The organism is Candidatus Baltobacteraceae bacterium (assembly GCA_036559195.1).
GTDB lineage: Bacteria > Vulcanimicrobiota > Vulcanimicrobiia > Vulcanimicrobiales > Vulcanimicrobiaceae > JALYTZ01.
The window spans coordinates 1-8,542 of record DATBTN010000061.1; the positions used below are offsets into that span (position 1 = coordinate 1).

The 8,542-nt window shown below is 61.5% G+C and carries 9 protein-coding genes; 3 read left to right on the top strand and 6 right to left on the bottom strand.

What is annotated here, in order from left to right:
* The first annotated feature begins 343 nt into the window (after window positions 1-343).
* Window positions 344-1,168, top strand: a complete 825-nt coding sequence (locus VIG32_10140; GenBank protein ID HEY8298369.1) for a VIT1/CCC1 transporter family protein — start codon at window positions 344-346, stop codon at window positions 1,166-1,168.
* A gap of 59 nt (window positions 1,169-1,227) precedes the next feature.
* Here VIG32_10140 and VIG32_10145 read toward each other — a convergent pair whose 3' ends face one another.
* Both VIG32_10145 and VIG32_10150 read right to left on the bottom strand, forming a co-directional pair.
* Complete coding sequence (locus VIG32_10145) at window positions 1,228-1,620, bottom strand: hypothetical protein (protein HEY8298370.1); 393 nt, start codon at window positions 1,618-1,620, stop codon at window positions 1,228-1,230.
* A 225-nt stretch (window positions 1,621-1,845) separates the two neighbouring features.
* Complete coding sequence (locus tag VIG32_10150; GenBank protein HEY8298371.1) at window positions 1,846-3,018, bottom strand: acyl-CoA dehydrogenase; 1,173 nt, start codon at window positions 3,016-3,018, stop codon at window positions 1,846-1,848.
* Window positions 3,019-3,118: 100 nt separating this feature from the next.
* On the opposite strand from VIG32_10150, the gene VIG32_10155 reads away from it, so the two are divergent.
* Window positions 3,119-3,871, top strand: a complete 753-nt coding sequence (locus VIG32_10155) for a CoA transferase subunit A (GenBank protein ID HEY8298372.1) — start codon at window positions 3,119-3,121, stop codon at window positions 3,869-3,871.
* Window positions 3,872-3,875: 4 nt separating this feature from the next.
* The gene (locus VIG32_10160; GenBank protein ID HEY8298373.1) at window positions 3,876-4,550 is read left to right on the top strand and encodes a CoA transferase subunit B; all 675 of its coding nucleotides are present in this window, start codon (window positions 3,876-3,878) and stop codon (window positions 4,548-4,550) included.
* Here the strand turns inward: VIG32_10160 and VIG32_10165 are convergent.
* From VIG32_10165 to VIG32_10180, 4 genes are all read right to left on the bottom strand, one after another.
* Window positions 4,543-6,132, bottom strand: a complete 1,590-nt coding sequence (locus VIG32_10165; GenBank protein HEY8298374.1) for a putative ABC exporter domain-containing protein — start codon at window positions 6,130-6,132, stop codon at window positions 4,543-4,545. The genes VIG32_10160 and VIG32_10165 overlap by 8 nt on opposite strands.
* The gene (locus VIG32_10170) at window positions 6,129-6,839 is read right to left on the bottom strand and encodes an ABC transporter ATP-binding protein (protein ID HEY8298375.1); all 711 of its coding nucleotides are present in this window, start codon (window positions 6,837-6,839) and stop codon (window positions 6,129-6,131) included. The genes VIG32_10165 and VIG32_10170 overlap by 4 nt, the downstream gene beginning before the upstream one ends.
* 44 nt (window positions 6,840-6,883) lie before the next feature.
* Window positions 6,884-7,492 (bottom strand): helix-turn-helix transcriptional regulator, encoded by a 609-nt coding sequence (locus tag VIG32_10175; GenBank protein HEY8298376.1) that lies wholly within the window; start codon window positions 7,490-7,492, stop codon window positions 6,884-6,886.
* 77 nt (window positions 7,493-7,569) lie between these two features.
* Window positions 7,570-8,112: a LuxR C-terminal-related transcriptional regulator gene (locus VIG32_10180; GenBank protein HEY8298377.1), complete on the bottom strand. Its 543-nt coding sequence runs from the start codon at window positions 8,110-8,112 to the stop codon at window positions 7,570-7,572.
* Window positions 8,113-8,542 lie beyond the last annotated feature (430 nt).

Below are 8,542 nucleotides of genomic sequence, written 5' to 3' on the forward strand. Positions count from 1 at the left end.
CGAGCGAGGTTTCGGCATCCTCGAACTTCGCCGGCAGCATGGGGGTCGCCGAATCCACGGCGGCCTCAACGTCGCGGCGCGCGCGGATGCGCGTGGCGGCGGCGACGATCGGGTTTTGAGTGGTGAATTTTTCGTCGAATGGGTCGGACATCGCCGACAGTATTCGCGGTCGGCTTCGGTGATCTCCGCTTGCTATGATGCGTCGTCTGCTCGCCGGCTCCCCGCCACCCTTACGACGCGAGTTCGAAATGGCCAACACCACCGGCACCTTTAGCGAGGTTCGGCGTGCCTAATTGCGGCGTTCGGAAGGGCTTGGCGTGGATGGCATGCCAAGCCCTTTTGCATGGGTAACGAACCGAACTCTCCGCTCCCTCGCGCGCCGATTCCGGAGTATCCGGTCGTCGTCGATACGCCGGGCTGGCGCGGGGTCAAACCGCGCATTCCCGACACGCCGCAACGGCGCGAGCTGGAGAAGCAGCGAAGCGTTCGCGAGATCGTCTTCGGCGCAAAGGATGGCATCCTCACCACGATGGGCGTCGTGACCGGCGTCGGCGTAGCGAGCGATCGATTCACGGTCGCGCTCACGGGCCTGCTCGCGCTGCTTGCAGGCGCCCTTTCGATGGGCGTCGGCGAGTATCAGGGTTCGAAGAGCGAGCGCGAGGTGGTGCAAGCCTCGATCGACATGGAACGGCGCGAGATGGAGGCCAATCCGCAAGACGAGTTCGCCGAACAGGTGGCCTACTATAAGCTCAAAGGCTTCAGCGCCGATGAAGCGCACATGATCGTCTCTCGCCTTGCCCAGAATCCGGAGATCTATCTCTACGAGATGATGCGCGATGAGTTTGGCATCGATCCGCGCGTCGCGATCTCATCGGACATTCTTCCGTCGATCGCCATGGCCGTGTCGTACGCCGTCGGCTCCGCGCTGCCGATCTTTCCGTACTTCTTACCGATCGCACCGCGAGCGGCCGTGATAACCAGTCTCGCGCTCGCACTGGCCGGACTCTTCGGCATCGGGGTCTTCGCCGCGCGCAACAGCAGCCGCAATCCGTGGCTGCGCGGCCTCGAAATCGTCGCGTATGGGTCGGTCGTCTTCGCGATCACCTTCGCAGCCGGTCACTTCATTCCGCCGCTCTTTGGGCGGCAGCCGATCGGTGTGGGCGGCTAGCAAAAAAAAAGCGCGGTATTGCTACCGCGCTCGTGTATCGAAATAAAGACGGGTTCGAACTAGTTCTTGATCTTGGCCGCTTTCTTGAGAGCGGTTTTCTTGACCGCGGCTTTCTTGGTCGCTTTCACGGCCTTCTTGGCAACGGTTTTCTTCGCAACTTTGTCGGCCATCTTTTTGATGACTTTCTTGGCGGCGACTTTCTTGACCGCAGCTTTCTTGGTCGTTTTCACGGCCTTCTTGGCAACGGCTTTCTTAGCAACCTTGGCGGCCATCTTCTTGATGACTTTCTTGGTCGCGGCTTTCTTGGTCGCAACTTTGGCGGTCGATTTGACCGACTTGTGGGCGACTGCCTTCGTCGAATGTGCGGCAACGGTCTTCGGAGCGGTAGCGGCCATGGCCGAGCCCGTCAGAAGAAACGCGGCGGTAACGATCGATGCGATAACTTTCTTCATGTAGTGTTCCTCCTTCCCTAACAAATCACGCCGGACTCATTAGAGCCCGTCGCGGTGCTCGCTTCGCAAAAAGCGAGCGTCACACCGGCATAACGCCGGGTGACGCCCAAACGTTCCGTCCCACCACCATTCCACCCTTCAGGATTCGGCCTTTGGCCGAATCCGTGGCGTTCGGCCTGGCGGCCGAGCCGCTGTGGCGTTCGGCCATTGGCTGAGGTGCGGGGCTTATTTGGGTTTGGGTTTGCCGATGATGTTGCGGGAGATGACTAGGCGCTGGATCTGTTGGGTTCCCTCGTAGATTTGGGTGATCTTCGCGTCGCGCATCATGCGTTCGACCGGGTAGTCGGTCGAGTACCCGAAGCCGCCGAGCACTTGGACCGCGTCGGTCGTTACTGCCATCGCCACATCGCCGCATTTGAGCTTAGCCATCGCCGCCCAGAGGGTCACGTCGGGCGCGCCTTCGTCGCATTTGCGCGCCGCTTCGTAAAGCAGCAGGCGGGCCGCTTCGACCTCGGTCTTCATGTCGGCGAGCATGAAGCCCACTCCCTGATGCTGACCGATCGGTTTGCCGAACGCGACGCGCTCGCGCGCATAATTCGTTGCGTAGTCGAGCGCGCCGGCCGCGATTCCGAGTGCTTGCGCCGCGATGCCCGGGCGCGACTTGTCGAGCACCTTCATGGCGATCTTGAAGCCTTCGCCTTCTTTGCCTAGCAAATTCTCGGCCGGAACTTCGCAATTCTCGAAATACAATTCGACGGTCGGGGATCCGCGAATCCCCATTTTTTTCTCTTTCTTTCCGACCTTGAATCCCGGGAACGTTTTCTCGACGATGAATGCGCTGATGCCGTTGGCGCCCTTCTCGGGATCGGTCACCGCGAAGACGCAGATGACGTCGGCAACGTTACCGTGCGTGATCCAAATCTTCTGGCCGTTGAGAACGTACTTGTCGCCTTTTTTCTCGGCGCGCGTGCGCATCGAGCCGGCTGCATCCGAGCCGCTTGCGGCTTCGGTGAGCGCGTATGCGGCAATCCAGTCGCCCGAGGCGATTTTCGGAAGGTACCGTTTCTTCTGATCCTCGGTGCCGCCGATGAGGATCGGCAACATTCCCAGTTCCTGTACGGCTACGATCAACGAACTCGAAGCGCACGCTTTGGCGACTTCTTCCACGACCTTAACGTAGGTTACGAACGTGCCGCCCAGACCGCCGTACTCCGTAGGGATTGGGATGCCGAGCAGATCGTTCTGCGCGAAGAGCGCTTTGATGTCGGCGGGAAATTCAGCGCGCTCGTCGATCTCGGCGGCTCGCGGTGCGACTTTTTCCGCAACGAGCTCGCGCACGACCTGGAGGATCATCGCCTCTTCTTCGGATGACGCCTGGTGCGGCGTAGCAACGGCCATGGGGGTCTCCTGTATCTCGTGAAATGGCGCCAGTCGGCGCGATTGCAGACTTCTACTCGCCGCCAGGGTTTTGCTTTTTGGGCGCCTATATCAGTCAGCGATGGATAAAGTACTTGCTTCGTGCGCCGAGGCCGTCAAGGACATCGGCAGCGGCTCCTCGCTTGCCGTGGGCGGCTTCGGCCTAAACGGGATCCCGCACAACCTGATCGCCGCGCTGCTCGAAGAGGGAGCGAGCGAACTCGTTACCGTTTCGAATAACTGCGGCGTCGATGGTTGGGGCCTGGGCGTCCTGCTCGACGCAAAGCGGATCCGCCGCACGACCGGTTCCTACGTTGGCGAAAACAAAGAGTTCGAACGTCAATATTTGAGCGGCGAACTCGAAGTCGAACTGGTTCCGCAAGGAACGCTCGCCGAGCGGCTGCGCGCGGGCGGATGCGGAATTCCCGCATTCTACACCCCGGCCGGCGTGGGCACGCAGGTCGCCGACGGCGGGCTGCCGTGGCGGCATAACGCCGACGGAACGGTAGCGATGCCGTCTCCCAAAAAAGAGACGCGAGTTTTCGACGGTCGCGAGTACGTACTCGAACACGGGATCGTCTGCGATTTTGCGCTCGTGCGCGCGAGCGTTGGGGACCGGCACGGAAATTTGATCTTTCACAAAGCGACGCGCAATTTCAACCCGCTCTGCGCGATGGCCGGACGCATCACGATTGCCGAAGTCGAGGAACTCGTCGAGCCCGGCGAGATCGACCCCGAGAACGTCCAGCTGTCCGGCATCTTCGTGCAGCGAGTTGTGAAGGTCGGTTCCGAAGGCAAGCGCATCGAACGAACCACCACGCGGACGAAGGAGTAGGTTCATGCCTCTGACACGGACACAACTCGCGGCGCGCGTGGCTCAAGAACTGCGTAACGGGCAGTACGTCAACCTCGGCATCGGTTTGCCGACGCTGATTCCCAATTACGTTCCGGCGGGCGTTACCGTCGTGCTGCAGAGTGAGAATGGGATTCTCGGCATGGGTCCATATCCGTTTGCCGACGGCGTCGATCCCGACCTCATCAACGCCGGCAAAGAGACCGTGACGGTGCTGCCGGGCGCATCGTTCTTCGATTCGGCGACGTCGTTCGGCATGATTCGCGGCGGACACATCGACCTTGCGGTGCTCGGGGCGATGCAGGTTTCCGAGAACGGCGATCTCGCGAATTGGATGATCCCGGGCAAGATGGTCAAGGGCATGGGTGGGGCGATGGATTTAGTCCACGGTGCGAAGCGCGTGATCGTGATGATGGAACACGTCGCCAAGGGCAACGCGCATAAAATCGTTACCGAATGTTCGCTCCCGCTCACCGGCAAGCGCGTCGTGCATCAGATCATCACGGATATGGCCGTGCTCGATGTCGATGCGGACCGCGGGATCGTGCTGCGCGAACTCGCGCCGGGCGTTACGGTGGATGATGTAAAAGCGGCGACGGGCGCCGCGCTGCACGTTCCGGCGACACCGAAGACGATGGCGATTCCGCTCGGCGTTAACTAACTTCGGCGCTAGCGAAGGCCGCGCCGCCGCGGGCGATGCGGTAAGCGGCGAATTCTGCGAGCAGCACCATCTCGACGATGCAGGCGGCGAACGCGCCGAGCGCCCCGGCGATCGCACCGTGCGCGAGGATGCCGGCGATGACGCCCGCGGTTATCGCCGGCGCGGCCAGCAGATAGGTCAGCAAGACGCGCAGCATCGCGACCGGACCGCGCTGATCGAAGTTTGAGGGGAAGAGCGCGTAAAGCGCGAGCCCGATCGAACGTAGGTAGAGCACGAGCAAAATGGAGCCGGGAACGCCCACGATCGCGAGCATCGGCGCTTTCGCCGCGATGCTGCACGCAACCACACCGAGTGCGATAATGGCGGCGAAGCGCCACGACGCCGCGGCGACCCACGCGTAGAGGCGCGCGCGGATGGGATCGGCGCTCAGCCACCAGATGGGCTTACGAATATCTGCCGCCAACGCGACCGACGACCCGAGTGCGAGAAAAATCACGAGCAGATTGCCGGCGCTCGTTCCGAGCCCTAAAGCGAGGGCTTCGGGATCTCCGTTCGCGTGCGCGGCGATTCCGCCGCCGCCGCCGAGAAGCACCGCGACCGCAACGCCGATCCAAAAGTACAGCTGCAGACCGGGCGAGCGCCGAAAGCCCAGCCATTCTTTCCAGAAGATCGCAAACGCGCCGGGAAGGATGGAGCGTTCGCGCGAGCGCGATTGCGCGTGCACGCTCCTGTCGGTGTATTTGGCCTGAAATTGGGAGAAACCGCGACGGCGCGTGCGTTCGCGCCAAGCGATCATGCGCTGCGAACCCGCATAGAGTTCCGGATAGAGATCGGTAGCGCCGAAATATGCGGCGATAACCAAGAGCGCGAAGATCGCGTATTCGACGGCGAGTGGCCGCCAATCGCCTGCGAGCATACGATTGATGAGGCCGCCGAACCCCGCGTGAACGACCCGAGTACCGAGCGGCGCAAGCGATGGCCACACGTAGCCCAGACCGACGAGCGCGAGGGGAACGACGCCGGCGGCTCCAACGACACCGGCCAGAAGGTATCCGGCGGCGGCGCCGGCCGATCGCCGCAGCTTGAAGATCGGAACGGCCGCCGCGACACCGACCGCGCTCGCGCCGATCATCGCGAAGGTCATGCCGAAAAACGTTCCCGCCCGTTGGAACATGACGGCGTAGATCAGGATTGCAAAGATCAATCGTCCGATCAGCCGCCACGAGTTGCGCAGCTGCAGCCACACGATAACGTTGCGTTCCCGCAGGCGCGAGTCGATGAGGAAGCGCGCGTCCGCGAGCGATGTGAAGGCGCCGACGCGACCCGCGGCCGCACCGAACATCCCGGCCGCTATAAAGATCAACGCGCTGAAGAAAAGCGCCGACGCCAACGGTTCGGGCACGCCGGGGTGCGGGTGAGCGCCGAATGCGGACCGATTTACGGAACGCACGTAGCCCAATCCGGCGAAATAGAACGCGACCAGCACGTAGAGGATCGCGCGACCGGGCTCGCGCGCGATCTTGCGCAACGTATTGACCATCTGACGATATTCGAGGTAGGCGAGCGCCGCGAAATCGTTCATCGGGTCAATTCGAGGAAAAGATCTTCCGCACTGCCGCGATCCCCGGTGAGCGTTTGCAATTCGGCGAAAGTACCCGAGGCAACGGTGCGGCCGTTTTTGATGATGACGACGCGGTCGCAGATCGACTGGGCCTGCTCGAGCATATGAGTGCTGATAACCAGCGCTCGACCCTCCGCGCGAAGATCCGTAATAATCGCGCGCAGTTCCCGCTGGCCGAGCGGATCGAGACCGATCATCGGTTCGTCGAGCAGCACGATCGGCGTGTCGGCAAGAACGGTCGCGGCGATCAGCGTCTTTTGGCGCATTCCTTTGGAAAGCGATTGTCCGATCGCGTTGCGTTGCTCGGCCATGCCGAAACGTTCGAGCAGCGTTTCACCGCGCGGCTGCCACCCGTCGGCGATCCGGCAGCTCTTAGCGACGAAGACCAAATGCTCCCAGACGGTAAGCATCGGATAGACGTCCGGCGTCTCGGGAATGAGCGCGATCTTGCGGCCGCGTTCGGCGCCGAGCACGCTGCCGTCCCACGCGATGGTGCCGCCGTCGGGGCGCAGCAAACCGGCCGCGCACAAAAACGTGGTACTCTTACCGGCTCCGTTGGGTCCGAGCAGTCCGACGATTTCGCCGGCATCGACGTCGAACGATAGTCCGTCGACGGCGGTCTTCGCACCGAAGCGTTTGACCAATCCATGAATCGCGAGTGCAGCCATGGTGGCGATTTCCAACCGCACGCCGCAAAGTCCCTGGCGGTTTCTTAGTTCGTGCGGTCGAGCGCCTTCGCGTTCTCTCCGCTGCCATCCCATCCGAGAGCTTTCGCGAGCATGTCGGCGCGATTCTTGGCGTTGGTCTTGCGCATCAGGCTCTTGAAATAGTCCGAGACGGTCGTCTCCGCAATGCTCAGCCGCAGGGCGATCTCGGCCGCGTTAAGGCCGTTGAGTATGAGCGTGAGCACTTGCACTTCCCGGCGGGTCAACGCAAATCGCCGCCCGACGCTTGCTAAATCCTCGCGCCGGAGATGATCTTCGAGAAAAACTGCGACGAAGGAGCCGCTCGGGCCGCCCAAGTGGCTGACGCGCAGTAAGATCTGCGGCAGCGGCGCGAGGACCTGTTCGCGCAAGTCGCCCGTTACCGTCCAACATTCGACGACCTTGCGTACGGCCGTTTCGAGAACCGGCGGAAGATGCGTAATTTGTTTGGTCGGAAATTGCGAAAACGCGGCAAGAAACGCCATGGCATCGGCTTCGGCAAAAGCGATAGCGAGCGTGGAGTCAAGTAAGATGACTCGCGGCTTGGCGCGACGTTTGACGATCGAAATCAACGAATCGTCGATACGATCGATGGATGCTCCCACTGTCTGGATCAAGAGCAAGCGATCCTTTCCCGGCGCATCTCTCTTGCCTTGCCACGGCTGCGGCTTCCTTGGGGCTTTAGGCGCATCTTTTAGGGATCGGCTAAGGGCGCGGCGGGTCTGCGATGTCCCGTTAGCGTGGCCACGAGTTCGACCTCCGATTTTACTTTGAGCCGGCGCTGTAAGCGGTTGACGGTACCCTTGATGGTCGTGACCGGAACGGTCAGCGTGGCGGCGATCTCCGCAATCGACTGACCGCCCGCGAGCAGCCGCACGCACTCGTACTCCGATGGGAGCAGCCCGAGCGTGTCGGCTCGCTCGAGGGGCGTGGCGCGCCGCCGATAGGGCTCCACATAGACGGCAATCTGGTATCCGTGCGGTCCGCGCAACGGGAAGATGCGCGCGAGCTCGATGGCGGACAGAAAAACGGTTTGTTCGCGCTGCGTATCGGGATTATCGGTCCAATCGGCGGTCAGTTTCCGGATCGTGCGTCCGAGCACCGTATCCAAACGTCGTCCGTCGATGCGCTTCTCACCGACGCTGCCAACGACGCGATACTGCTCGTCCAACACGATCAGCGTTCCCGGATTCTCTTGGCGTGTAAAGAGAGAATCGGAGCCGATCTGTGCGAACATTCGTCCCCCCAACGCAAGCAAAAAAAGAGAGACAGTTGCACCCGCTTACTCCTCGTCTGCTGCAATGATAGGAGATGCAGTTTGCAATCAGCCATCCCGTCTTAAGGGGAGTTTAAGCTCATCGTAACGATGCGCGTGGGCCATAAGCATTACGGGGAGTGGTGAAAACCCCCGGCTGAACGGGATAGTGAGCGTCTCAGGTAAGCCGTACAATCTTCCTTGCCTGGCGGCGTTGCGCGAGCGGCGCCCTCAGAACGAGAGCGGTTTTCGATCTCGGAAAGTTACCATCAAGCAACGCGCCGCTGGATGTTGCGGCAGCTGCTATAACACTTAAGAATTGAAGAGGATTTAGCAATGCTCAAACGTTCTATCAGCCTGATCGCAGGCATGGCGCTCTTAACTGCACTGGCAACGCCGTTCGCATCGGCTA